Genomic DNA, 23,321 nt, shown 5'->3' with positions numbered 1-23,321 from the left:
AATGTTCAAAGTAACGAATGCTAAGCTCTCACTTGCGCTTTCCCCCATCGTCATATGTATGGCACTCCCAAGTTACGCGGCCGAAGCCGACCAAACTTCTATGGAGCATATTGAAGTATTTTATAAACGCAGTAGTGTTACCAGTGAAATAACCGAAAACACCGAAAAACTAGTCACTATGCCTGGTGCAATGGGTGACCCGTTACGTGCGGTATTCTCTTTACCTGGAGTCGTTGCTGCTGGAGGCTCTATGAGTGAACCTGCGGTACGTGGTTCATCCCCAAGTGATAATATATTTGAAGTCGATTTTATGCCTGCCGGATATATTTTTCACGATTTTGGCAGTTCCATTTTCAACCGCCACATAATTCAAGATTTCCAACTCTACTCTGCTGGGTATGGTACAGGTTATAGTAATGCCACCGGTGCCGTGTTCGATGTGACTTTACGTAATCCAAAGTACCAACCCATTACAACAACTCTTGACTTCACCATGTTTAATGCTGGTATTTTTGTCGAAGGCCAAGCAACTGACAATACCGCCTTTTACTTCTCTGCTCGAAAAAGTACATTACCCTTATTTTTTTCCAAGGGCGAGGAGCTTGAAGATGATGATGGAAAACCTTCAGGGGTAACCATTAATGAGGCACCGGATGACCATGACTATCAGGGAAAATGGCTATGGGATATCAATAACAATAATACACTTACTTTCAATTTCACAGGCGCTGAAGATTCTGCCGCGGCAGGCTTTAATGAGCGAGCTCAATTAGCACAAAAGACCCCCGAATTCCAAGGTGATGCCGTATATATCCGAGACTTCAATAGTCAAAACTTACTCTGGGATCATTACAACAAACGTTTTCATTTAAGAGTTGCAGTTGGCGCCTTAGATCACTCAGGCCGACTGGAGTATGGTAAACGTGCTAGCTTAAGTAACGGTTTTTTTGAGCAAGAGTCAGAAAAACAATTTACTTACAAAGCCCAATTAAACTACCGCATTAACAAACAACATCGGCTAATTACTGATATGGCTTATTTTGATAATGAAACAACATACAGTTATGACTCTTTTCAATACCTCTGCACAGAACTTGACCCTGATTGTGACATAAAAAAAGGTGAACGTATTACTGGCAAGCAGAAGTTTGGGGTCGACTCCGGTTTTATCGGATTGACACACGTCTGGCAAATAGGAGACAAATGGCAAACTGAATTAGGTGGTCAATGGCAACACAATAAGTACACCGATGAAAGTTTTGTATCTCCTCGGCTGGCGATAAATTATTACGTAAGTGATCAAAGCACCATATCTGCCAAATTGGGCCGATATAACCGAATGCAAGATATTGATCATATCGCCCCAGATGTTGGTAATCCTAATCTTAAATCTCAAACCGCTAACCATGCAACTTTAGGGTTTAGTCAACAACTAGACAACGAATGGTCATGGTCTTTAGAAGGGTATTATAAAACAATGACCAACTTACCGTTGGCCATTGACGTACACGCGCAAGATGCACACCTTCTTTATAGTAACCAAGTTGAAGGTCAAGCATATGGGTTAGACTTACTAATTAACAAGAACAAAACAGACAATTGGTATGGTTGGATTTCTCTTAGCTATGCAAAAAGCGAGCGGACCGATACACGCCACCATATTACCAAAGACTATTACGCAGATACACCAGTGGTATTTAATGCTGTGTTACAGTATGAAATCAATGAATTATGGCTAGGTGGATTCAACTTTACAGCACGCAGTGGCCAAGCTTATACGCCGATTGTCGGTGTCCGTGAAAACCCTGACTTTGATAACCGCTTTCTACCAGTCTACGGTGATGCATTCTCCGAGCGGCATGACCTATATCATCGCCTAGATATTCGTTTTGAGCGTAAAACAGAAGTATTCGGCCTAGATGGTAAATTAATACTTGAATTGATGAATGCGTATGGGCAAAAAAATGTCAGCAGTATCGACCTAGATTATGACCGAGTTAAGTCGGTAAACGACCTTTATATTGAAGAAGAGGAAGACGACTTTGAAATACGTCCTTCGATTGGCTTTAGCGTCACATTTTAATTTAGGCATCTAGCATGACTATCGTGTCAGGGTTTTAATCTCAAAACCCTGACACATTTACTATTACGGCAAATTCATAAAATCGATTGCGCCTATCGATAAAACTGCCTTTCACATTTATGAAAAAACCTTACACTGTATCCAAGTCAACAAGAATTTACATAAGAGAGTATGAAGCTATGTTTACAGTGATTTTTGGCCGTGATGGCTGCCCATTTTGTGTCCGAGCTAAAGAAGTAGCAGAGCGCTTAAAAAATGAACGTGACGACTTTACCTATCGCTACGTCGATATTATTAAAGAAAACGTCAGCAAAGCGGATTTAGAAAAGTCAGCAGGGAAACCTTGCCCTACCGTACCTCAAATTTTCATTGGTCAAACCCATATTGGTGGATTTACCGATTTTGAAGCCTATGCTAAAGCAGAATTAGGCCTGTATAATTAAAAGTTGCGAACTTCCCACACATCAAGCGAAATTAGGGAGTTCGTAAACCGGATGTTAAATACCTCAAACAGGGTTGATTAAAAAACATACAACATCAAGCACATATAAATTAGTTCTAATTTATACAAGCATTTGCTAGTCTTTTCCTATACAATGCGCGCCTCTTTAAAATCGTTGAGGCGCATTAATGTCAGAACCAGTTACGTTTAAATCTTTAGATCTTTCTCCTGCAATTTTAAAAGCAGTCGAAGAGCAAGGATATAAGACACCATCTGAGATCCAAGCTCAATGTATACCGTTATTGCTAGAAAGAAAGGACGTACTGGGACTAGCGCAGACGGGTACAGGTAAAACTGCAGCATTTGCATTACCACTATTAAATAATATTGACCCGGCTACGAAGCAGCCACAAATATTGGTGTTAACACCAACACGCGAACTTGCCATTCAGGTGGCAGAGGCGTTTGAACAATATGCTAAATTTACCAAAGGTGTTGAAGTACTCGCACTTTATGGTGGCCAAAGCTATGGTATTCAACTAAGTGCTTTACGCCGTGGTGCACAAATTATTGTTGCTACGCCAGGCCGCTTAATTGACCATATTAACCGTAAAACAATCAACTTATCTGATCTTAAAGCGTTAGTATTAGATGAAGCTGATGAAATGTTGCGTATGGGCTTTATCGATGATGTAGAAAACATCATGGAAAAGACACCTGAAAATAAACAAACTTGTTTGTTCTCAGCAACAATGCCTAAGCAAATACAATCTATCTGTTCTAAATACTTAGATAATGCTGAGCAAGTTCATATCTCAGCTCGCAACTCAACAGTATCATCTGTAGAGCAGGTTTTTTGGCGTGCAAGCGTACACAAAAACAAAGCGATTGTTCGCTTTTTAGAAGCTGAACAGTATGAAGGTGCAATTGTTTTCGTTCGTACTCGTAACGATACAGTTCAACTTGCTGAGCTACTTGAGCAACAAGGTTTTTCTGCTGCACCTCTTAATGGTGACATGAACCAACAAGCGCGTGAGCGTACTGTTGAGCGCCTTAAGAGTGGCTTACTAGACATCGTTATCGCAACAGACGTTGCTGCTCGTGGTCTGGATGTAGATCGCTTAAGCTTAGTTATCAACTACGATATTCCACAAGACAGTGAAGCTTATGTTCACCGTATTGGCCGTACTGGTCGTGCTGGTCGTACAGGTAAAGCCATCTTATTTGTGAAACATAATGAGCGTTACTTACTACGTAACATCATGAAACACACCAAATCAGAAATTGCAGAAGTTGAATTGCCAAGTGCACAAGTCGTTGAAGAAAAGCGCATCGCTGCACTTCAAACTAAGCTAACGAATGCGCTTGAACATAAAGATATTAACTTCTTCAATGAAGTTGCCGCAGGACTTGCAGAAAAGCTTGAACTTTCTCAAGAAGACCTTGCTGGTGCAATGCTTTGCTTGGCACAACAACAAACACCTCTGAAAGTTGAAGATATTAAAATTCAACAGCGTGAGCGTCGTGACCGTGATGACCGTCGTGACAACCGTCGTGGCGAACGTAATGACCGTCAAGGTCGTGAACGCAATGGTCAAGGCCGTGAACGTAATGGTCAAGGTCGTGAGCGCTCAGAACGTGGTCCTCGTAATAGCAGTCAAGGCCCTATGGATACGTACCGTATCGAAGTAGGTCGTGATCATGGTGTTCAGGTTAAGAACATTGTTGGTGCCATTGCGAACGAAGCAGATATCTCTAGCAAGTTTATTGGTGATATCCGTTTATTTAACGAGCACAGCACCGTGCAGTTACCTCAAAACATGCCAAATGATGTATTGAACCACTTCAATAACGTTGTTATTTGTAAACGTCCTATGAAGTTGACTAAGAGCACACACAGTGCTGACCAAGGTGGTTCTGAGCGTCGTAATGACCGTGGTGGTGACCGTAAGCGCCCAAGTGCTGATAAACGCGCCCCTCGCCGTGACAGTGAAAATAAAGAACGTCGTTCTGTTAGCTTTAGCTAATAATATTCACTTCGATAAAAAGTCGCTTTCATAGCGGCTTTTTTGTTTCTTCTCCCCATGCCCATGATAACTTTCTAATATATCTCACTACCTTCGAAAATCTTACCAGCCTAGCACTCAGCGTACTTTATGCTACAGTTAGGGCTGTTATTTTTTGGGCTAAAGAATTATGCTTGCGATATACCGAGCTTATCATTTCATTTTAAAGTGTATTGTCATATTTATCGGCATACCTAACCCATTGCTGCATCGTAATAGAGACGGTCTCACTGCCGCGATAAGCGCGCTCAAACTTAAAAAAAGTAGTAATGTATTACTTGTAACGGATCAAACATTACACCAACTTGACATAACCAAAACGATTATCACAGCCCTCAATAATCAACATCTTAATGTAACTATATATAACCAAGTTTTACCAAACCCCACGATTGAGAATGTTGAAACAGGTTTTACGCTATATCGACATAACAGATGCCAAGCAATCATTAGTGTTGGTGGGGGATCCGTGATTGATTGTGCCAAGTTAATAGGTGCTAAAGTGGCAAGGCCAACAACGCATGTTAAAAAATTCAAAGGATTATTTAAAGTGTTGAAGCGCCTACCGCCCAATATTGCAATTCCAACAACGGCCGGTACCGGCTCAGAAACAACCGTTGCGGCGGTCGTTAATGACCCACTCACTCGTACCAAGTATGCAGCCACCGATTTTGCACTTGTTCCCCATCATGCGGTTATGCTGCCAGAACTGACGATTAGTTTGCCTCCTCACATAACGGCTACAACAGCTATGGACGCATTAACACACGCAATTGAAGCATTGTTAAGCATAAACTGTATGTCGTTCAGCGAGCAACGTGCATTGGCAGCCTGTGCACTCATATTTGAAAACTTACCAAAAGCATATACCAGCCCTAACAATATTGATGCTCGAGCATCTCTTCTTGAAGCTTCATTTTATGCGGGCCAAGCATTTACTAGAACGTCTGTTGGCTATGTTCATGCTATTTCCCATCAACTGAGCGCATGCTATAACACACCACATGGTTTGGCTAATGCTGTATTACTCGTTCCTGTACTTGAGTGGTATGGCCCTCGCGTACAACGACAATTGGCCCAAATAGCGAGGTACTGTCAACTAACATCAATTGACTACCCGATTGAACGTCAAGCAGAAGACACGCTAACAAAAATAAAACAATTATTGGCGTATTGTCAGATCCAAAGTTGTTTTACCGAAATAAATATACTCGACATTGAAAAACTCACAAGAAGTGCACTTGCAGAAGCTCACCCCGATTACCCCGTACCATTTTTCATGGAAGCTGATGAATGTGAGGGTATTATAAAGCAAGTCACTGCGACAACTTAAAGCGCTCAATTAACTTAATGATAGAACTAGCAAATTGACTTAATGATTCACTATTTTTAGCCATATGCTGCATCTCATCTGCGTTTTCTTTTGCCGTACCCTGCGCTTCACTCATCACAACTTCTATCTTCTGGCAATCCGTTGCTTGATTTAACGCCGCATCCGTTACGCGAGTGCTCATATCCACGACTTCTGTTAATGCTAACTCAATCTCAACGCTTGCAGCCGATAAAGCCTCACTTTGCTCTACACTGACCCCAACTTCTTTGCGCCCTTGTATAATCACTTGCAATGCTGTTTCTGTATCTTGCTGCAAAGTATCAATCATCTGGTTGATCTCTGTCGTTGATGATTGCGTTCGAGATGCTAACGTGCGAACCTCATCTGCAACGACTGCAAACCCACGGCCTTGCTCGCCAGCACGAGCTGCTTCAATTGCCGCATTTAATGCCAATAAATTAGTCTGCTCTGCAATCGATACTATGGTATCTAAAATACTCCCTATATTTTGGCTATGCTCAGATAAGCGTTCCATCACAGTTACAGCGTCACGCATTTTTTCACTTAAAGCAGTCATATGCTGCTTGTTATTGTTCGCTATGAGACTTACTCGCGTGCCTTGTTCATTTGCCGTTCGAATACCCGTTAAGCTTGAATTTGATTCATCGCTGACCAATTGCGCACTGTTTGAAATAGAGCTGCTTAACTCAGCAGCATTGTCCATCCGCTGCATTTGTGTCATCGCATTACCGGCAATCAAATTACTCCTAACTTGAGAAGATTCAGACAAAACTTCAAGTTCATGAACTTCTGACTTAATAGCCTCCAGTAAACCTTTTAAGTTATTTTTAACGGTGTTTATATTATCTATTAGTGCTCCAAATTCATCATCTTGCCGTTTTTTAACTTCTCTAGAGAAGTCTCCATCGGCTAAATACCCAAGCATTTTATTCACAGCAGCCAAAGGCCCTAGCATCGCCTTTGTCGTGTATATGGCAATAAACACAGCCAAACTTACAAATACCCCAGCTAACAACAAGGTCACCCTTTGCGCTTGCTCTATCTTTTCCTGCGCTATGTTCTCATAAAAAGTAAACTGGGATTTTGCCGCCATTTGTAATTGCTTTAACGATTGTTGTGCCAACCCCATAGACTTTTCAGCATCAGCGTAAACATTTAACACATTATCTTGCGACGATAACTTTGATTGAAGCGTTTGATAGATACTTTGAGGGCCATCAAGTAACACGGTAAAATGCTGTTGAGCTTGAATAAATTCACTAAACTGTGTTTGCGTATTTAACCCGGTTGCTTGTCGCTGCAAAAATCGAAAATTATCTTCCATATTACCCAATAGAAAACGCATATCATCCTGATGCTGAGCAAGGTTGACAAGTGATAGTGCCAAAATACCTTGGGCATTATTGCTCAGTGTAAATAACATATCATCAATCCGAATACCGGTGCCTACAACCTCATCTCGCAACTTAACGTTATCAGTTTCAATCAACTCTAAATCAAGCATAGCGCTACTGGCTTGCTCATAACTTTGTTGCAATTGAGAAAACTGGCTATGATACTCGGTGAGCTGTGCTATTACAGTTAACTTTGCCTTAAATAAAGCATTTCCGTGTTGTTCTAGTAATGATATTTGTTCAATTGCAGCTTGAATAGGTTGACTAAACTCTGTCCGGCCCTGTGTGAGAGTTTGCAATTCATGCTTTTTTGCTTGATATGTATCCATATACGTTACAAATGTTTTTTTAGAACGATTTAACGCCGCTACGTCGTTTTGTGAAAAAGCTTGTGTAATAAGTTTACTGAGCATTACTTGCTGCAACCGCAATTCATCCGCGATATGTAAGATTGGAACCGCCACCGATTTAACCTCGATATTCGCAGCCGATATTTGCCTTAAAGCCACGTATGCAAGCGCACTCGCCACTACCAGTAATAGCCCAAGGCCTGAAAAGCCCGAAATAATCTTCTGTTTTATCGATAACTGTTTAAACATGGTTTAATTGTGCTTTAAGCAACACCCTTTGTAAAAATTTAAGCCCCACTAGGGACTAATATCCCACAAATGATTTAACATTAGAATAATTACTTTATTTATCACGCCACCGTACGTCTCATAAATATCAATAATAGTTTTCCCACATACACAAAAAGTGGCACACACTCAGCATTCATACAACTTTTTGTGATAATTTAACCCTCTATTTTTTCTAATTAGGAAACCAGATGCGTGAACAAGTATTAAAGGAAGCAAAATCACTATTACGTGTCAGTACAATGGGTGTGCTTTCAACACATTCTCATACCATGAAGGGCTATCCGTTTGGCTCAACAGTACAATTCATAAACAGCGACGCTAATCAGGCTTATCTGTTTATTAGCGATATTGCCCAACATGCAAAAAACCTTTCGCATAACAGTGCATTGTCGTTAACTGTTTTTGATCAAAAAAGCCAAGATGATCCGGAGAATTCTAGGTTAACTCTCATTGGTGACGCAACCAAATTACCTAGATGTGAAAGCGTAATACTCATACAGCAATTTATCGAAAAATACCCGTCGGCCAGTCAATATATGGACTTAGCTGATTTCCATATCTGGCAAGTTGACGTTATTCGCGTTCGATTTATATCTGGGTTTGGTAAGATATTTTGGCTTGAACATAATGAGTGGCAGGCTTACTGCGCTTAGCAAAACCAAGGTATGTACAAATATTATAGGAGTCGTTTTGCTTTATATTTTTTCAGGTTTACCAGGTACAGGAAAGTCGACCTTATCACAGTTTTTAGCTCAATATCTTAATGCAACCTACTTTCGAATTGATTCAATCGAGCAAACGATGCGCAACACCAAGATTGAAAACCTCTATGATCATGGTTATCACATTGCTTTTCAATTAGCTAAAGATAATTTAAACATCGGTCAAACCGTGATAGCTGATTCAACTAACCCTATTTACGCTTCCAGAGTCGCCTGGTGGCAAGTAGCTCAAACATGTCATGTTCCTCATCGTGATATTGAAGTTATTTGCTCCGATTTAAAACAGCATCGTCAACGCGTCGAATCTAGACAAAGTGACATCCCTCACCTTAAACTTCCGACTTGGGACAATGTATGTCAACGAGAGTATGAAGTATGGCACAGTCAACGCATCATCATTGATACTGCGAATAAGACGCCTGAACAGTCTAAGAAAGATTTATTACTTGCCTTACAACTCACATAGACAATCAGTCGGCAAGAATCCCTTTCTTCACATAGATGAAACTCAGCAACATTTTAATTTAAAAAATAAATTACTGTGTATTCGTATTATTTTGATAAACAAAAAATCATGTAACAACTAACTCTCAAGCGAGTACCAGATTGATCGGTAAAACTCAGTATCAACATGTTTAAAGGAAGGGCTGGTTAGATACTAAAGGTTACAAAAAACTAAGGCGCAACCAGTGTGCGCCCTAATCTGACCACATCCATGCTAGGTATCCGATACCTTGCGTGAAGCCATCCTATTCATCATCCCCTGAACGGGTATACATCCTGAAAACCCGATCATCATCCTTGTCTTCATCCTAAAACACTTCCTGTGCTCCCTTTGCCATCTTGGCTGTCCTCTTCCCGCTAATCCATCGGGTGTTCCTTGCGCTCCTTGCGCACTCCTACCTATCCTTATTGCGCATATCCCATACACACCGCCACCTTGGCATCCTCTACACCTAATCCTTCTAGCGCTCCATTAACACATCCTGTGTTAGTCCTTCCTTTTTATAGCTCCGCTATAATCTCACATCCTATGAGTTCCTAAACCTTCAATCCTTGTTCCCTTTGCTCCTTGCAAATCAAAATATCCTTATTCTTACAATCCTTTAAGTAGCTGCTGCCACTTCGCCTTCCTGACATGACTAAGTTTACGCTTACATCACCAAACTAAAAGGTCAAAAAAGTAATATTTTTACATACTTTTTTTTGAAATAATTAACAACTCTATTTAAAACAATAATGTAGAATGATAATCATTGTTAATAACCCTGTTACAAAACACTTTTACCTACATCCATGTGAGAAAAATCCTACAAGCCATCTTCCATTATGTCCGTCGTTTTTGCTTTAAACATAAGCTCACCACTTACCTTGTTAAACTCTAACGTTTTTATTTGTTGATACCCATGACCTAAAAAGAATGCTTTTTGTTCTACATTGGTCACAAAAACTGCCATACCTGAAGATGCTTCATTGCTCAGTACCAAATCATCTAAGCCTGAGAGCAAATAATGCCCTAACCCTTGACCTTGTATATGCGGGTCAACAGCAATAAATGCTAAAAAGTAATAATGACCATACTCGTCAAGTGAAGCTCGAATAGTGTCTTCTTTTTCAATCAGCTGCTGAGTTTGTAAGTACCCTGCACTCATCATTAACTTTAGTCTCCAATGCCAATAACGAGATGCTTGAAGATCACTTTTCGCTTCGAAAATACACGCAACTGCAACCAAGCGGTCAGCCTCAAATAAACCAATCATTGGTTGACGTCCTTGACCAAAGCTGGCCAACTCTTCTCTGATCAATGCCCTTAATTTAGCTTCATAATCCAGCTCTTTCTTCGACTCTAGCATCGTTCTTAATATAGAGTCATCATGGTAAGCTTGGTATAATAGACTTGCGGCAACGCGCGTATCTTCTGGTGTTAGGTATTTTACCGCTAATTGGTCTTGTTGTAGAACTTGCATATCATACCTTCTTTATTTTTATCTGGTTGAGGTAACTGAAAGGTAACGCTATACCCAATATAGTTTCAGAGTATTTTTTAGGCAAATATTGACGCGATTCATGATACATTGCTAGGGACCACCTCTTAATTTGTTTAGGTTAGCAGACGAAATCAACACAAACGGTCTGCAACCTTAAGTACACCGCCTTAAACAATTAAATGAGTAATAACAGCTGAGTTGACGCTTTGTACAATTGTGCTGAGAATAGATAAATTGTGGTATCATTCCCTTTTATTCGGGAGACAATCATGCATAGTGCTGTACTTCATGCGATTACATCTTTACTCAATGAAGGTAAAACCCCCACAGTAGCGCTGACAAAAGCAAGGTTATCTGAGCCTGTCGCTATGCCACTCATCATTGCTGGAATTACAGCATATAAAAATAACCCTAAATGCATTAATGAAGTAACTCACACAAAGCAAAATGACACAGTTCAGTCAAATGATAATCAACTTGACCGTATTGAAAAAAAGCTTGATTTACTCCTGTCCCTTTTAGAAAAGAACTAATTATGTTTGTTGCTGATTTAACATTTGATTGTTACCAAGACACCACTTTAGATAATGCAGAACAAGCGATTAACCGCTTAGTAAATGCCCTGCGCTTTAATGGACAAATTATTGGGGACGAATTCCCTACAGTCCTAAAAGATGGTTATTTCATTACGCGTGTTATGTGTCCATTAGAAGATTCACTGCACCCTTTGCACCACAGCCCTTTTGTCAAATATGCCATTGAGCAGTTGCAGCAAGCGGGGTTACTTGCTCCAAAAGTCAAAATTATTGGCCAAGATATTCACGCTAATGGCGCTGATATATGCCAATCTCCTTCTAGTTATATTCTCTATACCACTTATGTTCATACATGTAGCCCATTATACTGTGGTGACGATTTTCTCCCTGTTCCGCTGTATAAGATCCCAGCGATTGCCAATGGCGATTATAAAGCACTGATTAAATGGCAAGAAGATTGGCAGGCATGTGATCAAATTCAAATTAATGGCGCGACGCGCTGTGAATTTCCCGCTTTAACTGAAATATCGAGTCCAGACAGTGATTTATTCCGTCGAGGCATGGACTTGTCAAAACGAATTCGTCATTTAACGCAAAAGAACGTCTATTACTATTTATATCGTGTCGGCGGTGAAAGCCTCGAAACCGAACAAAACCGAAAATGCCCCTCTTGCGATAACGAATGGGCACTGCCTGAACCTTGGTTTGGCATTTTTGATTTCAGATGTGAACAGTGCCAACTCGTATCTAATATCTCTTGGGATTTCCAGTAAAATTAATAGGATAAGCCTTGCAGAAGCTCTTCTAGCGAGGCTGCTAGCACATGATGGGGCTCTTTGCCGACATACTCAAGGCATACTTCTCCCGTATTCAATTTTACTGTAATTAGCAAATCATCTTGTTCTGTTAAGCCAATAAATATAGTATCGGTTTGCTTGAGCTTTCGCTTCATCAACACATGACCGGTAATATTTTGTTGCAGCCTTTGAAAGTCATCATGATTCCACGCCTGCAGCAATTCAATTTGATGACCTTCAAATTGCGCTACCACATTACCCGCATAAAATTGGCTGTAAAATATATTTAATTGCTCTGGGAACTGGCACTCTAATGCTAGCGCTAAGGCATTTAAATTATGTTCCTCTGCCACAGGCTTTGCCTGCCACTGGATTTGCCCATCAGCCATTGGTTCACCCACTTCACACTCACTAGGCCATGTTTTATCATAATACATACAGGGTAACGTCTCATGTTTGCTTTGATATGCCTGCGCGTAATCTTTATGTACTTGCGTTAAAATCTGCTTTATCACCTTACTGCCAACTATTATTCGATAGGTTATAATGAGCCTCATTGTAACCACAAATGGTGAAACATGACAGATTACGCCAATGCCCCAGAACTAAAAGCCTCTGTATTAGGCAAAACAACAAATTATGCACAGCAATATGACCCAAGTTTGCTCCACCCAATTGCACGCAAGTTAAATAGAGATCAAATCTCAGTTGACGAAGCCGCTCTACCATTTTTCGGTGAAGATACTTGGACTGGATATGAACTCTCATGGCTCAATGAAAAAGGGAAGCCACAAGTTGCGGTCGCAACGTTTACATTTCCCTGCCAAAGCAGTCACATTGTTGAATCTAAATCTTTTAAGCTATATTTAAATAGCTTTAATCAATCTAAATTTGTAGATCATAAAACGGTATCTGAAACATTAGAAAAAGACTTATCAATCGTCACAAACTCTGACGTACAGGTTATGCTATATACCGCCGATGAGCACGCTTGCATACCTTTTACACCAATGCCCGGACTGTGTATTGACAGTTTAGACATCGAGGTCACACATTATAGCCCTCTTTCTGGTTTACTTAAACGCGCATCAAATGACATCATTTCAGAAACATTGCATAGTCATTTATTAAAATCGAACTGCTTAATTACCTCGCAACCTGACTGGGCCTCCATTATTATTGAATACACTGGCGTAGCTTTATGTCATGAATCATTATTACGCTATCTGATCTCTTTTAGGAGCCACAACGAGTTTCACGAGCAATGTGTAGAGCGCATTTATTGTGAACTCCAGCGTACATTTAACTTTGAAAAGCTTGCTGTTTATGCGCGTTATACTCGTCGCGGTGGCTTAGATATCAACCCCTTTCGCTCCAGTGAACAAAACGAAACGCCGTATAATATTAGAACTAACCGCCAGTAATTTTTTCAATTGGTACACTGATAGAGCACACATCGGCATAATTTGGCCGCTCAATAAACCATGTTTCAGGGCGGCTTTTTCTAGCTTCAATCAATGCGTTAAATTCAATATGCTCAGTATTAAACACTCTGAATTTTGAGGTGTCTTCACTGTGAATATCGCTTAATACTCTCGCTTTAGTAATTAAATTAAATGCCTGCCCCACTGCGGGATTTCGCATTAATCGATAAACATGCTCCATGCCATCAAGCACCCGACCGAATACCGAAATATTACGATCTAAATAACGTGTCGGAGCCAAAGTTATATAAAACTCTGTACCGCCACTATCCACATCATTATCACGAGCCATAGCAAAAACGCCTGTGCAGTGCGTTTGCCAAGTGTGTTTTCCGTCAGCGGATTGAGCTACTGCAAAGCCATTTAAAAAGCCAGTAACTGGTGCATAACCATCTATCATTCTTAGTGAAGTAATGGGTAATCTAGCCTGGCTTGTTAAATAAAACTCCGCAGGCAATGACTTTTCGGCAAACTTCAATCTCTTTGTGCCTTTTTGATCTCCTCCTTGTGCGACAAACCCTTCCACAAAGCGGTAGATGTTCAAGCCATCATAAAACTGCTCTCGAACCAGCTTTTTCATATTCAGTACATGCATAGGTGCAAGCTGGGTATTGAGTTCAATATACACAGCACCTGTTGCCAGTTCAAACTTGATGATATTCTCACTCTCTACAGTACGCCATGCGTCAGAAGGTGCATTCTCGACAATCTCATGAGGCGCACGCTGTACAATAGTCGATGCGTTACTCATAGTCGCAATCATACTCATAGCGAGAGTAATGAACGCAATACAGTCCTTTTTTATAGACAACATATCACTTAACTTCCTTTATTATTTTTATACCAATAGATGGGGTTACTTAAAGGCGCACTTGGTGGGAGCAATGGATTAATAAGATCGATCTGTTTGCGAGAAGAAAAATTAACATCTTGAAGCTGCTCGGCAAAATAACGATTGAACAAAGTATCAAATTGCCCATCAGCTTGTGCTGCTTCCAAACCCATCTTCAGTTTTTGATGTAATTCAGTGTCTGTTTTAGCAACAAAAAAGTATACGGCTGATGGATAATAATAAATATGATAGGGGTCAATCTGAATTCCTGATTCTGTGTCTAAATACACACCGTTCAATACATCCATTGGCAAAACATCAAATCGTCCAGAGCGCAGCATTTCATACGCATTTCCCTCTCTTGGATATGAGACTACTTTTAAATTATTTTTCCTAAAAATATCCAAATCAGGCCAATCATCCCGCAACCCAAAATGGAGTCCATAAAAATCGCCAATGGTGTTTAGTTTTTTCATCCGTGCTACATCTGACTTTCGGATCAAACCTAATCGGTAACCCAACACCCCTTTCACTAAGGGTATTCGAATCGCTCGAGCGAGTTTTTCCCTCTTTGAAGAGGTCACAGACCAAAATACATCAATACCATTGTCTTTACCAAGTAACCTTATTGCCCGTTTTTGGGTGGGAATATCATTCACAAACTCTAATTGCACATCCTCCTCATCATAAGATAATGCCAGTTTCAATAATGCTTGGATATATGGATCAGCCCCTACTGTAATTCGCACTGTGGTCTTCGCATGCGCAAGACCAATAGATAAAAATAATGCCATTACTACTAATACAAACCGCATTACTCACCTCTATCAAATTTATACAGCAAGTCTATACTATCGTATAAACCACTCGTTGCCTCAATATACATTTTAGAAAACACACGATAACGCACCGCTATTTCACTTAAAGAGTCAAAAACACCAACGCGATAACTCACTTGCACATTGGGAGCGATATACCCAGAGACTTCAACCTGAGTATCATCCCCACTGCCTTTTGCTGTTAGGCTAACATCTTCAAATCCGAGCTTCTTACCTGTTTTTGCCACAATACCTTCACTTCGATCTATACTTTTCGACAATAAAAACTGCGTCAACATGGCATTATTACTGCTCTCACCAGACCCTAACGGCTCTCCATTTAATAAGTACTCTAACGCTTTTGCTTGGTCCATCGATGGCTCAGAAAAAATTGTTAATGTGGGGTTGTTAATATTCCCTGTGAGCTCTACACCCGCTTTCACCCTATCTGCCGTCACTTCAGGATTACGAATAGCGCTAATATTTAAATAAGGTTTATCCAGCGCACCATTAAATCCGATTTGTCCTGTTTCAATGAGTAGGTCCTGTCCAAATGCCCGGTATTTGCCTTCTTGCAATTCCATTTCCCCAGTTGCTAACAAGGGGCTAGCAGGTTCTTTTGTCAGCATAATCTCACCGGAAATATAGCTATCAAGGCCAAGTGCGACAACTCGAAAATCATCAAGTACTTTCACTGTAACATCTAAATCGTAATCGAATGGAACCAAATTTCCTTGTTCACGTTGATCCCCCACAATATATTGGTCTTCGGATGTTTTGATCACACCTTTTGGTAGTTGTGCAACCTCAACTCGACCATAAGGTAAAACGAGCTCACCTTTCACATGTGCTTTGCGATTCGCAAAATTAACATTCAGCAATGGGGATAAGCTCACCTCAACACCCGGTTGAGGTGAAATTAAAAATTCTTTACCTGTTGCACTAATATCTGCGGCAAATGCTTCGTACCATTCTAGATTTCCTGAAATATCTAAGTGACCACCATGCACTGCATTTAGTTGCCCTGCTAAATTAGCTTGGTGCTCTGCTAAAGAAATGACTAAACTAGATTGATGCAATGCGACGGGACTCATTGGACTGGCCATTTCAAATTCCGATAACCGTATTTCTCCTCCCATTTTTGGGTTATCTAAACTACCTAACAACGTGACATTTCCCGTCATAGCCCCTGAGAGTGAAACCGGTTGCATCATTACTTGACTCACTAATGGCGTGAATGGTGTAAGCTGTAATTCTTTAATTTTTAATTTTGCGCGAGTCGAACTTCGGTCCGTCGTCGCCATCGTAATATCGCCAAGTAGTTGGCCAAACAATGAAGAATCAATCTGCCAATCTAGCGCGACCTGGTGCTTGTCACTATGCAAAGATGCATGCAGCGATTCAATAGGAAGCTGAGTATGATACTCTCCGCTAGGTGTTATTAGCTGCATATTTTTAACTGCTAACTTGCCATCTGCTCGGTGTAATTCATCAGCTTGCCAGTTCACCTCAAGCATGCCGTTTGCCTGTCCAGTTAAAGCCCATTCACCGACCAGTGGATTAAGATCTGCTAATTGAAATTGCGAAAATGACAAAGCCGCTCGCCCACTTCTATTACCATGATCTTCTTGTTTAGCCTGCATGCATACTTTGCTTTGCTTAATAACCCAACAGTGTGGCATGACGAAGCTCGCTTCTGTCGATAAAACAATACCCGTCGGCTCCGCCAACATGATAGGGAGCCCTTGATAGTTTAACTCAGCGGTAGCAAGTTCAGCTTCCCAACGCGCATTTTTCAATGAGCCATTGAGCTCGATATCGGTCTGAATAGACCCTTGAGAGTGCACTGTTAGCGTATGCTTTTGCCTATTTCCATCAACAGTTAGCGCAATATTATCAAATTTTTCTTGCTCGGTAACAAGCTCTGCCACACTCACCTTTATCGCACCTTGCCATTGTTGCGCTAAGTTGATTTCACCGAATATATTGGCATTCTTCAATTCAAATTGCTGATGACTTATCCGCGTAGCATCACTGTTCAAAAAAATATGTGGGCTTTTATGTGTACCTAGTACTCGTAATGTGCCGTGCATTACAGCGTCTACTGGCAAGAGCTTATCGCGTGTATGGTCAAGATTAAACAGCCCATCTAATTCAACCTGTTCTGCCAATATCCCTTGTGAATTGAATACACTTTTTCCATAACGCAAAGAAAGTTCATCAATAGAACCATAACCATGCTCATTAACTTTTAACTTAATATCCGCTTTAAGCGCTTTTTCCTGAACGATACCTGTGAGAGATAGCTGCTGTACAAACAGCTCCCAAGCGTTATTTTTTTGCATAATTTGGGTTTTAAACTCACCGCTCAACTGTGTATTTATATCATCAATAAACACCCCTAACGGCAACGCCTTAAGGCTCCCCCGGATATCAATCATCAGTTCATTGTGCCATTGAACTTTTGCGCTCACATTAGCTTGCGCCTGCTCTATCTGCAATTGAGCTTCTGAGATATCGATATGACCCATAGACCCTGTTAGCTGGACCTTACTTTCAATGCTCCCCAGTTGAGATGCACTGGCTTTGCCATTTAAGTCGATAACATATTGCTGTGCATTCCCAGTGCCTGCTAAATAAATACGGCCAGCAGACACATCCCCAACTAATTCTAACGGTGTTATGAAATCGCTTTGTTGCTCAATCACCCCATTAATTTTAAATGGCCAATTTAATGTCGTCATGTCAACTTGGCTATTTACTTTACTGGCGACTCCTCCTTGAGTTGTCACCCCTATATTCAAGTCGTTCAAACTCCCGTTAGTTTGAAGAGACAACAACCCATGTGGGGATGTTAACGTGGTAAAGCTACTAATGTTCCACTGTTCTTCTGTATCCAAGTTGATATTTGAGCGTAAAACGAACTGCTGATAAGCCAAGGTCATATCACGTAACAGTACTTCTGTGCCGTGCAATTTGGCCGATAACGCAATATCAGAAAGGGCATGTTGCTGACTGCTTTTCTCTATCACCACATTATCGATGTTGAGTTGTGTGATCTTAACCGCCATTGGTATAAATAGTTCAAATACTTCAAACACAGGCAAAGCCGTCATTTTCGGCTCATCTCTTGGCGCTGGCTGCTCAGGTAATATTGCCGAAACATTATTCAAATGCAAAACATGTACTTTCAGGGTATTATTAATCCAATCCGCGACAAGATGGGTATCTGTTAACAGCACCTTTGCTTCTGGCGTTGTGACCGATAATTTTTTAATTGAAAGCAATTCTAATACGATATCAACAGGTGCTGAAATTTGCTCCCTCGCTTCAATTTTTATGGACTCCCGCGTCGATTTATTTTCAGTGCCACTCAGTTTCTGGTTATGTAACGTCATATCCAGTTGTTGTGCTACAACAGACACACAGACCGTTGCGCAACTAAACCATGACAATTCTATGTTTACATTCTTGCCTTCAAAATCAAACTGCTGTGTTTGATAATCTATATTAATATCACCACCAGAGAATATGCGTCTATTGACAACACTCACTTCAAGCCCCGGCACTAATTTGCTTACACTCGCCAATAACAAGTGGTTACCTGGTACAGTAAAGAAAATACTGACGACAATTACGATGAGTACTGCGCACGTATACGAAAAACGGTATTTTTTAAATTTATTCAACATTAAATTTCTGGACCTATTACTATACTCAAGCGGGTACTTTTACTATCTTTACTCAATCCCCAAGCATGGTCTAATCTGATCGGCCCTACGGGTGTTAGATACCGCAGACCAAAACCGGCACCAACAGACCATTTTTTTAAAGGGCCATTTGCGACAGCACCAGCATCTACAAATATTGCCGTGCGCCAATTAGGCAAAAACTGATAATTGTATTCTGCTGTCGTGGTTACCCTATACTTACCACCAATCAGGGTACCGTCATCTTCTCTTGGGCCGATACTTTGATATGCAAAGCCACGCACACTCTGGTCTCCACCTGCAAAATATCGCATATTAAACGGAACTGCTTTGATGTCATCAACCAAAATTCCACCCAAATCAATGCGACCATAAAATAGATGCTTTGTATCATAATTTCGTAGCCACGCATTGTTCCAATTTAGCTTAAGTAATGAAGTAGATGAAATGACTGAACCGCTGGCAACCTCAATAGAAAACAATTGCTCATTACCCCAGTATGGTAACGCTCCGCCCTGAGACTGTTTCTTAGCGTAACTCACCCCTGGAATAAGCATTTCAGTTTCGAGCAGCTCGGTATTTTGTTGTTTACTCGTTTCATGCTCTCGCTTGATAAAAGCAGTGCGCACCCACCCATGTTCAGTTAACCATTGACGCTGAAGCTGAATATTCCAAATAGTCGTTTCTACTTTATCGTTAATTTCATCTTGACGCTGATAACCACCTAAAACCCGCCAAATGTCATCATTTGGGTTGCCCACTGGAATAGTATAACTAGCTGTAATATCTTGTAATTGCTGAGATAATGATAAGTTACTCTCTACGAAATGACCATCTTCACTGATCCAAGGCTTAGACCACTTAAACCTTGCTCTCGCGCCTAAGTCAGTACTATAACCTCCACCTACTTCAAAGCTATTTCCCGGTTTTTCGTGCACATCAATACGTATCGGTACTAATCCATTGTGACGATTTTTTAATAAAGGATAAACTTTGACCGACGAAAAGTACGGTGTTGCATTCAGTGATAAGTTGAAATCTGACAACAAGTGAGTACGATATTCTGAATTGCGCTTAAAAGGTGATAAATTACGAATATATTGTTCCGCTTTAGGTGCACCGCTCACCTTAATATCACCAAAGCGATATCGAATCCCTGTATTGATATGTAAAATCACATTCGCTTGCCTACGCGCTTTATCTATTTGCAATCGGCTTTGAGCCCATTTAAAATCAAAATAGCCACGTTGTAACAATGTGCTTTCTAGCTGCGCTTTGGTTTGCTGGTATTCATCGTGCCTTACAGCTGCGCCATTTTTCAAAGGAACCGTTGAGACTAGCTTTTGAATAACAGGGTCTCGCTCAGCATCGTCCCCAATTATGCTTATCTCTATATCATGCCAGTACAATCGTTTTTTAGGGTTTATCGTCACCAACAAGGTTTGCTTTTCATCAGTCAATTGTAACTTAATTTCACTAAAGTAGTAACCTAACGCCTGTAACGCTGTTTCAACTTCTTTTCGCGCAAGCGTATAATCTGCAACACCAAATGGTCGCGCTAGAAAAGGCTGTAAAAAACCCGTAATATTTTCTTCTACAGCTTGGTCAACTCCTTTAATATTCAGAGTCTGCAGTTGTGTGCCACTTTGCGCATTAGCCGCATTCCCCAACAAAGCATTAATCATCAAAAAACAAACAAGTAACTGCTTTAACACTTAATGTAGTTCCATCGTTATGGCCAAAAAGCAATACTATCATACGATAGATCAACCCCCTATGAACAATATCGCATTGTCTCTGTGAAAATTTACAGATCCCTCTTTTTATTTTATAACGGATCACCGACAATATAGATAATTAGTTAAAGTGGATAAAAACATGCAATTTCCGGACGATGATAATGGCCAGCTGCTCAGTGAAATAGCTGAAGCCGGTATAGATTTAACACAATTTCATAACGTCGATTTTTTCATCTTATTTGAGCAAAAACTTCAAGCTGATAAATTTGCTCAAGTTATTGCCAATGATGAACTCAGCCCCACAACGCAATTACAACAATGTCCAGATACTGGTATTTGGGAAGTTGTGACATCAGTAAAAATGGTGCCAGTTCATGAGTTATTAGGTCAAACAGAGCAATATATCGAAAGTATCGCCAATGCCCACGAAGGTTATGGTGATGGCTGGGGTATTATGGCACCAGAATAAACATAGCTGGATGCAAGGATGCAGCCAACATAACATTTGATGCGCTATGATTTATCGGCTTTTCTATAGCTCCCTTCATAATCAAAGATTTTTTCACTGACTTGCCAGCCATATTTTTTATGCTGTTTTGCAATAACAAAGTCTGGGGCTAATAACTCTTTACCTGCAGCCACAACCTCTTCTGCATAGCTCCAATTAACCTGAGAATAACATCCTTTAACACGTCGACTATAATATCGATGAAATACATAACGACTTTTTTTATTAGAAAAATCATAAACTTCATCACAACAAGCACCATCCTCGTCATAATAACTGACTTTTATCAATTGCTCTTTAAGTTGAATAACAGATAAACCAGAACAACGCAGCACCATCGCGTTTTTTAAATTGAGTGCAGCGCGTAATTTATCATCAGGATCAGCCATTACAGCATCACACTGGTGACATTGACGCGCAGCTATATCATTCTCCGCGCCACAGCTATCACACTCCTTAAACCTAAAGCGGAAATCACATTGTTGCTGTGACTGTCCATCATCCAATAGCCCCTGGCAACGACGTCCATAATGCTCGATCAGCTTGCCACCGTCATCCACTTTCCCCCAAAAAACATTCGCAAAGCCACAACCAGGGCACAGAACTTGGACAGGCTCACTGTCTGGGTTTGGTCTCTTTGAGCCGACTTCTGGGTGATAAAGGTTAAAATCATTTCCTGCATAATCCAACACAATACAATCTTGCTTATTATCTGCAAGCCTAAGCCCTCGTCCTATTATCTGCTGGTATAAACTAACGGACTCCGTTGGCCTTAAAATAGCAATTAAGTCAACATGTGGCGCATCAAAACCCGTAGTTAATACAGAAACATTGATTAGATATTTAATTTTCTTGTTTTTAAATTCTTTTATTATCTCATCACGGGTTGTGTTCTTTGTATCACCAATAATTAACTTCGTATTATTTTCTGGTAAATAACCTGTAATTTCTTTCGCATGCATAACCGTTGCAGCGAATATCATCACCCCTTGGCGATTTTGACTACTTTCAATTATATGGCTAATTATACTTTTTGTGGCACGCGTTTGAGCTGATAGTAATTTATTCATATCTGATTCAGCATAACCACCAAGTGCATTTGTATTTAAAGCTGAAAAATCATAGTTTGCTGATGCTGGATCAATTTCATTTGGAGGCGTTAAATACCCATTTTGAATCATGTAGCGTAACGGTAGCTCATATATACATCGTTTAAAAGGTGAGTTCTTTGTTCCACGAATAAATCCGTGATAATGCTGATAATATATCCAGCCCATTCCTAAACGATATGGTGTTGCTGTTAACCCCAGCACTTTTAAATCCGTATTAAAGCGTTTAATTTGCTGGATCACCTGTTGATATTGACTGTCATCACTTTCACTTACGCGATGACATTCATCAATAATTATCAATGAATAAAAATCTTGTAATAAGTCTAAGTTTTTTGCAATCGACTGAATACTCGCAAATGTAACTTGCTTTTCAAGTGACTTCTTTTTTAGTCCAGCAGAGAATATACTCGCTTGCAGATCAAAGCTCATATATTTCTCAGCATTTTGTTGTACCAGCTCTTTAACATGGGCTAAAACGAGAATTTTATGTTTTGCTAATCGTGCAAGTTCCGCAATCACTAAACTCTTACCCGCCCCCGTAGGCAAAACAATTACTGCAGCATCATTACATTTCTTAAAGTGGGATATAGTATTATTAACGGCGTCTTGTTGGTAAGGCCTAAGCGTGTAAATGGTACCTCCTAGCAGCTTAGATGCTACAAAAATAAACGCTCGCTTATGCTAAGCGAGCGTAGAAGATAATATAACTAAGCTAAATTAGATCGTATAGTCGTCTAAGTTAACGTCAGCAAAAGCTTTTGGTGTTTTCCCACGGCCTGTCCATTCAAAAACTTGACCATCTTTTTCTATACGATATTTAGCTTTTACTTTTGCGCGCTTGTCCGATTGAACGCCACCGACTAAATCTTCAAGGGTTAACCCTTTTTCCTTGATAAGTGCTAATACTTCGTCTTTTACTTGCTGTTGTTCACGCTGGCTATCTATTGCTTCGTTGATTAATTCAGCAGCTTTCTCTAGCTCGTTAAAACTCGCAGACTTAATAAAAGATTTAATTTCACGCATTGGCAGTTCTCTTGTATTGATAATGATATAAATTTACCTACAAACGGTAATATATTAATCAGAAATAAAATT

Annotated in this window: 19 protein-coding genes; 10 read left to right on the top strand and 9 right to left on the bottom strand. The window is 40.4% G+C overall.

Translation table 11 applies throughout. The features are described from left to right. Nucleotide 1: 1 nt before the first annotated feature. From PAUR_RS04970 to PAUR_RS04955, 4 genes are all read left to right on the top strand, one after another. Nucleotides 2–2,083, top strand: a complete 2,082-nt coding sequence (locus tag PAUR_RS04970; protein ID WP_192506715.1) for a TonB-dependent receptor plug domain-containing protein — start codon at nt 2–4, stop codon at nt 2,081–2,083. A 179-nt stretch (nt 2,084–2,262) separates the two neighbouring features. Then, nucleotides 2,263–2,526, top strand: coding sequence for a GrxA family glutaredoxin (locus PAUR_RS04965; RefSeq protein WP_192506714.1), 264 nt, complete (start codon nt 2,263–2,265; stop codon nt 2,524–2,526). Between the two features lie 187 nt (nt 2,527–2,713). Beyond that, complete coding sequence (locus tag PAUR_RS04960) at nt 2,714–4,552, top strand: DEAD/DEAH box helicase (RefSeq protein WP_192506713.1); 1,839 nt, start codon at nt 2,714–2,716, stop codon at nt 4,550–4,552. A 169-nt stretch (nt 4,553–4,721) separates the two neighbouring features. After that, nucleotides 4,722–5,924 carry an iron-containing alcohol dehydrogenase gene (locus PAUR_RS04955; RefSeq protein WP_192506712.1) on the top strand — a complete coding sequence of 401 codons (1,203 nt, stop codon included), beginning with the start codon at nt 4,722–4,724 and terminating at the stop codon, nt 5,922–5,924. Here PAUR_RS04955 and PAUR_RS04950 read toward each other — a convergent pair. Beyond that, on the bottom strand, nt 5,908–7,938 hold the full coding sequence (locus PAUR_RS04950) for a methyl-accepting chemotaxis protein (protein WP_192506711.1): 2,031 nt from the start codon (nt 7,936–7,938) through the stop codon (nt 5,908–5,910). The genes PAUR_RS04955 and PAUR_RS04950 overlap by 17 nt on opposite strands. A 230-nt stretch (nt 7,939–8,168) precedes the next feature. Between PAUR_RS04950 and PAUR_RS04945 the strand changes: the two genes are divergently transcribed. Both PAUR_RS04945 and PAUR_RS04940 read left to right on the top strand, forming a co-directional pair. Next, nucleotides 8,169–8,633 carry a HugZ family pyridoxamine 5'-phosphate oxidase gene (locus PAUR_RS04945; protein WP_192506710.1) on the top strand — a complete coding sequence of 155 codons (465 nt, stop codon included), beginning with the start codon at nt 8,169–8,171 and terminating at the stop codon, nt 8,631–8,633. 37 nt (nt 8,634–8,670) lie between these two features. After that, the gene (locus tag PAUR_RS04940; protein WP_225738290.1) at nt 8,671–9,168 is read left to right on the top strand and encodes an AAA family ATPase; all 498 of its coding nucleotides are present in this window, start codon (nt 8,671–8,673) and stop codon (nt 9,166–9,168) included. Nucleotides 9,169–10,012: 844 nt separating this feature from the next. On the opposite strand, the gene PAUR_RS04935 is transcribed toward PAUR_RS04940, so the two are convergent. Beyond that, on the bottom strand, nt 10,013–10,669 hold the full coding sequence (locus PAUR_RS04935) for a GNAT family N-acetyltransferase (protein WP_192506708.1): 657 nt from the start codon (nt 10,667–10,669) through the stop codon (nt 10,013–10,015). 290 nt (nt 10,670–10,959) lie between these two features. Between PAUR_RS04935 and PAUR_RS04930 the strand changes: the two genes are divergently transcribed. Together PAUR_RS04930 and PAUR_RS04925 are read left to right on the top strand one after the other, a co-directional pair. After that, the gene (locus tag PAUR_RS04930; protein WP_192506707.1) at nt 10,960–11,223 is read left to right on the top strand and encodes a hypothetical protein; all 264 of its coding nucleotides are present in this window, start codon (nt 10,960–10,962) and stop codon (nt 11,221–11,223) included. A 2-nt stretch (nt 11,224–11,225) separates the two neighbouring features. Further along, nucleotides 11,226–11,999, top strand: coding sequence for a Zn-ribbon-containing protein (locus PAUR_RS04925; RefSeq protein WP_192506706.1), 774 nt, complete (start codon nt 11,226–11,228; stop codon nt 11,997–11,999). 2 nt (nt 12,000–12,001) lie between these two features. Here the strand turns inward: PAUR_RS04925 and syd are convergent, their stop codons facing one another. Then, on the bottom strand, nt 12,002–12,580 hold the full coding sequence (syd, locus tag PAUR_RS04920; protein WP_192506705.1) for a SecY-interacting protein: 579 nt from the start codon (nt 12,578–12,580) through the stop codon (nt 12,002–12,004). Between the two features lie 21 nt (nt 12,581–12,601). Between syd and queF the strand changes: the two genes are divergently transcribed. Then, nucleotides 12,602–13,447, top strand: a complete 846-nt coding sequence (queF, locus tag PAUR_RS04915; RefSeq protein WP_192506704.1) for an NADPH-dependent 7-cyano-7-deazaguanine reductase QueF — start codon at nt 12,602–12,604, stop codon at nt 13,445–13,447. Here queF and PAUR_RS04910 read toward each other — a convergent pair. From PAUR_RS04910 to PAUR_RS04895, 4 genes are read right to left on the bottom strand one after another with little or no spacing between them, the layout of a single operon-like run. Continuing rightward, nucleotides 13,434–14,321, bottom strand: coding sequence for a peptidylprolyl isomerase (locus PAUR_RS04910; RefSeq protein WP_192506703.1), 888 nt, complete (start codon nt 14,319–14,321; stop codon nt 13,434–13,436). The genes queF and PAUR_RS04910 overlap by 14 nt on opposite strands. Before the next feature lie 5 nt (nt 14,322–14,326). Further along, complete coding sequence (locus PAUR_RS04905) at nt 14,327–15,154, bottom strand: substrate-binding periplasmic protein (RefSeq protein ID WP_192506702.1); 828 nt, start codon at nt 15,152–15,154, stop codon at nt 14,327–14,329. Then, complete coding sequence (locus PAUR_RS04900; protein ID WP_192506701.1) at nt 15,154–18,849, bottom strand: translocation/assembly module TamB domain-containing protein; 3,696 nt, start codon at nt 18,847–18,849, stop codon at nt 15,154–15,156. Before PAUR_RS04900 ends, PAUR_RS04905 begins: the two co-directional genes overlap by 1 nt. After that, nucleotides 18,849–20,582, bottom strand: a complete 1,734-nt coding sequence (locus tag PAUR_RS04895; RefSeq protein ID WP_192506700.1) for an autotransporter assembly complex protein TamA — start codon at nt 20,580–20,582, stop codon at nt 18,849–18,851. The genes PAUR_RS04900 and PAUR_RS04895 overlap by 1 nt, the downstream gene beginning before the upstream one ends. A 163-nt stretch (nt 20,583–20,745) precedes the next feature. Here PAUR_RS04895 and PAUR_RS04890 point away from each other — a divergent pair, with 163 nt between their 5' ends. After that, nucleotides 20,746–21,075, top strand: coding sequence for a ribonuclease E inhibitor RraB (locus PAUR_RS04890; RefSeq protein WP_192506699.1), 330 nt, complete (start codon nt 20,746–20,748; stop codon nt 21,073–21,075). A 44-nt stretch (nt 21,076–21,119) separates the two neighbouring features. On the opposite strand, the gene PAUR_RS04885 is transcribed toward PAUR_RS04890, so the two are convergent. Together PAUR_RS04885 and PAUR_RS04880 are read right to left on the bottom strand one after the other, a co-directional pair. After that, nucleotides 21,120–22,859 carry a DEAD/DEAH box helicase family protein gene (locus PAUR_RS04885; protein ID WP_192508504.1) on the bottom strand — a complete coding sequence of 580 codons (1,740 nt, stop codon included), beginning with the start codon at nt 22,857–22,859 and terminating at the stop codon, nt 21,120–21,122. Nucleotides 22,860–22,943: 84 nt separating this feature from the next. Continuing rightward, entirely contained in the window at nt 22,944–23,249 is a 306-nt protein-coding gene (locus PAUR_RS04880; RefSeq protein ID WP_192506698.1) for an H-NS histone family protein, read from the bottom strand. Nucleotides 23,250–23,321: the final 72 nt, after the last annotated feature.

Origin of the sequence: Pseudoalteromonas aurantia 208, from assembly GCF_014858725.1 — a bacterium.
Lineage (GTDB): Bacteria > Pseudomonadota > Gammaproteobacteria > Enterobacterales > Alteromonadaceae > Pseudoalteromonas > Pseudoalteromonas aurantia.
This window is presented reverse-complemented; position numbering and strand designations above follow the sequence as displayed.

Excerpts from the sequence above, each read along its gene's own strand:
- PAUR_RS04900 (WP_192506701.1), bottom strand. The coding sequence starts at position 18,849 with ATGTTGAATAAATTTAAAAAATACCGTTTTTCGTATACGTGCGCAGTA.
- PAUR_RS04930 (WP_192506707.1), top strand. The coding sequence starts at position 10,960 with ATGCATAGTGCTGTACTTCATGCGATTACATCTTTACTCAATGAAGGT.
- syd (WP_192506705.1), bottom strand. The coding sequence starts at position 12,580 with ATGAGGCTCATTATAACCTATCGAATAATAGTTGGCAGTAAGGTGATA.
- PAUR_RS04945 (WP_192506710.1), top strand. The coding sequence starts at position 8,169 with ATGCGTGAACAAGTATTAAAGGAAGCAAAATCACTATTACGTGTCAGT.
- PAUR_RS04965 (WP_192506714.1), top strand. The coding sequence starts at position 2,263 with ATGTTTACAGTGATTTTTGGCCGTGATGGCTGCCCATTTTGTGTCCGA.
- PAUR_RS04955 (WP_192506712.1), top strand. The coding sequence starts at position 4,722 with ATGCTTGCGATATACCGAGCTTATCATTTCATTTTAAAGTGTATTGTC.
- PAUR_RS04970 (WP_192506715.1), top strand. The coding sequence starts at position 2 with ATGTTCAAAGTAACGAATGCTAAGCTCTCACTTGCGCTTTCCCCCATC.
- PAUR_RS04890 (WP_192506699.1), top strand. The coding sequence starts at position 20,746 with ATGCAATTTCCGGACGATGATAATGGCCAGCTGCTCAGTGAAATAGCT.
- PAUR_RS04905 (WP_192506702.1), bottom strand. The coding sequence starts at position 15,154 with ATGCGGTTTGTATTAGTAGTAATGGCATTATTTTTATCTATTGGTCTT.
- PAUR_RS04925 (WP_192506706.1), top strand. The coding sequence starts at position 11,226 with ATGTTTGTTGCTGATTTAACATTTGATTGTTACCAAGACACCACTTTA.
- PAUR_RS04960 (WP_192506713.1), top strand. The coding sequence starts at position 2,714 with ATGTCAGAACCAGTTACGTTTAAATCTTTAGATCTTTCTCCTGCAATT.
- PAUR_RS04880 (WP_192506698.1), bottom strand. The coding sequence starts at position 23,249 with ATGCGTGAAATTAAATCTTTTATTAAGTCTGCGAGTTTTAACGAGCTA.
- PAUR_RS04910 (WP_192506703.1), bottom strand. The coding sequence starts at position 14,321 with ATGTTGTCTATAAAAAAGGACTGTATTGCGTTCATTACTCTCGCTATG.
- queF (WP_192506704.1), top strand. The coding sequence starts at position 12,602 with ATGACAGATTACGCCAATGCCCCAGAACTAAAAGCCTCTGTATTAGGC.
- PAUR_RS04950 (WP_192506711.1), bottom strand. The coding sequence starts at position 7,938 with ATGTTTAAACAGTTATCGATAAAACAGAAGATTATTTCGGGCTTTTCA.
- PAUR_RS04935 (WP_192506708.1), bottom strand. The coding sequence starts at position 10,669 with ATGCAAGTTCTACAACAAGACCAATTAGCGGTAAAATACCTAACACCA.